The organism is Methanocalculus sp., from assembly GCF_029762515.1.
Taxonomy (GTDB): Archaea; Halobacteriota; Methanomicrobia; order Methanomicrobiales; family Methanocorpusculaceae; genus Methanocalculus.
Genome location: NZ_JARVGN010000365.1, coordinates 1 through 2,314 on the forward strand (window position 1 = coordinate 1; position 2,314 = coordinate 2,314).

1 protein-coding gene is annotated in these 2,314 nt (G+C 51.3%); it reads right to left on the bottom strand.

What is annotated here, in order from left to right; all coding sequences use genetic code 11:
• A partial coding sequence (carB, locus tag QCH34_RS10970) for a carbamoyl-phosphate synthase large subunit (RefSeq protein WP_300334072.1) occupies nt 1-2,314 on the bottom strand: 2,314 nt, incomplete at both ends.

Below are 2,314 nucleotides of genomic sequence, written 5' to 3' on the forward strand. Positions count from 1 at the left end.
GGGGAGTTTGTTAAAGGGAAGGAGAACCTCCTTCACCGCCACATGGCGAATATCACGTTCGGTGTAGCCGATCTCCGATATGCTCTCTCCAAGCATGATCCGTGCAGCGATTTTTGCGAGTGGAATGCCGGTTGCCTTTGATACAAAGGGCACTGTCCGGCTTGCACGCGGATTGGCTTCGAGTACATAGACCTGATTGTTCTGGATTGCATACTGGATATTTATGAGGCCGACAACGCCAAGACCAAGAGCAAGTTTCCGGGTATATTCCCGAACGGTGGCGATCGTCTCGGGACGGAGTGACTGGGTTGGTATGACACATGCCGAATCCCCTGAATGGACTCCAGCCTCTTCAATATGCTCCATGATACCGCCTATCAGGACATCAGTTCCATCACAGACTGCATCAACGTCAAGCTCGACTGCATCCTGCAGGAACCTGTCTATCAGGACTGGGTGTTTTTTGCTGACACGGACGGCTTCCTTGATATAGGTCCCAAGCTCGATATCATCGTGAACAAGCTCCATTGCCCGGCCGCCAAGGACGTAGGATGGCCGTACAAGGACAGGGTAGCCGATCCGATTTGCAATGGAGAATGCCTCTTCTTCAGAGTAGGCTGATCCGTTTGCAGGGCTTGGAATCCCAAGTTCTTCGAGGAGAAGACTGAATCGGTCACGGTCTTCTGCAATGTCCATCGCATCGGGAGTTGTTCCAAGTATCTGGGTAGAAAGTCCGAGACGTTTGATCTCCTCGCTGATCGGGATAGTAAGGTTGACGGAATTCTGCCCTCCAAACTGTACCATGACGCCATAATAGCCATCACTCCGGAGAATGTTCATAACATCCTCAAGCTGCATCGGCTCAAAGAAAAGCCGATCTGAAGTATCAAAGTCTGTTGAGACCGTCTCCGGATTATTATTCACGACATGGACTTCAACACCACGTTCCCTGAGCGCCTGGATTGCATGAACCGTGCAGTAATCAAACTCAATCCCCTGCCCGATCCGGATCGGCCCGGATCCAAGGATGAGAATCTTCTGTGCATCATTCTTTGTCAGTTCGCACCCTGTCTCCCAGGTTGAGTAGTAATAGGGAGTCTGTGCCGGGAACTCTGCCGCACAGGTATCAACCATTTTATATGTGGGATTGCCGGTTATTGCTTCGAGAGCGGCAATGGTTTTTCCTGTTCGTTCAGCAAGTTCGGTATTTGAGAATCCAAATTTCTTTGCCGATCGCAAATCTTCATCTGTTGATTCCGGGGAGAGTGATTGTTCGATCTGAACAATATGCCTGATTTTTTCCAGGAAGAAGGGCTCTATCTGGGTGAGCGTGTGAATCTCTTCTAATGAGAAGCCGATTCGAAACGCGTCAAAGAGGGTAGAGAATCGCTCATCGGTCGGACGCTGGAGAATCATCCGTATTTCATCGGGATTGGTGTGGGTAATAACATCGGTGTCGATTGAGCGGAGTGCTTTTTTGAATCCCTCTTCGAGAGTCCGGCCGATTGCCATCACTTCACCGGTGCTCTTCATGGCAGTGGTGAGCGATCGGTCAGCGGTCTTGAATTTATCAAATGGCCAGCGGGGAACCTTCACAACCACATAATCGATGGCAGGTTCAAATGATGCCGGGGTGCATCCGGTGACAGAATTGGTGATCTCATCCAGCCTCATCCCAATGGCTATCTTGGCAGTGACCCGTGCGATCGGGTATCCGGTTGCTTTTGAGGCGAGTGCCGATGAGCGGGAGACCCTGGGATTCACTTCGATAACCCGGTAATCTCCATCTTTAAAGGCATACTGGACATTACAGCCTCCCTGAACGCCAAGTGCCCGGATGATCTTTATGGAGGCTGTCCTGAGCATCTGGTACTGGTCATCACGGAGTGTAAGGATTGGGGCAACAACTACACTCTCACCGGTATGGACACCCATCGGATCGACATTCTCCATACCGCAGATGATGATACAGGTGTCAGCTGCATCCCGCATCACCTCAAATTCTATCTCGTTCCAGCCTTTGACACTCTCTTCGACAAGTACCTGCCGTATCCTTGACTTTGAAAGCCCCATCTCGACGATCCGTCGGAGTTCCTCCACGGTTGTGGCAACACCACCGCCTGATCCTCCCAGTGTATATGCCGGGCGGATGATTGCGGGAAGACCAACCGTCTTCAATGCTTCATCCACCTGATCGAGGCGTGTCAGGATCATCGATTTTGGTACGGGCTCATTTATCCTGTTCATCAGGTCACGGAACTTCTCCCGATCCTCGCCCATGTAAATGGCATTCAGCGGGGTGCCGAGGATCTCT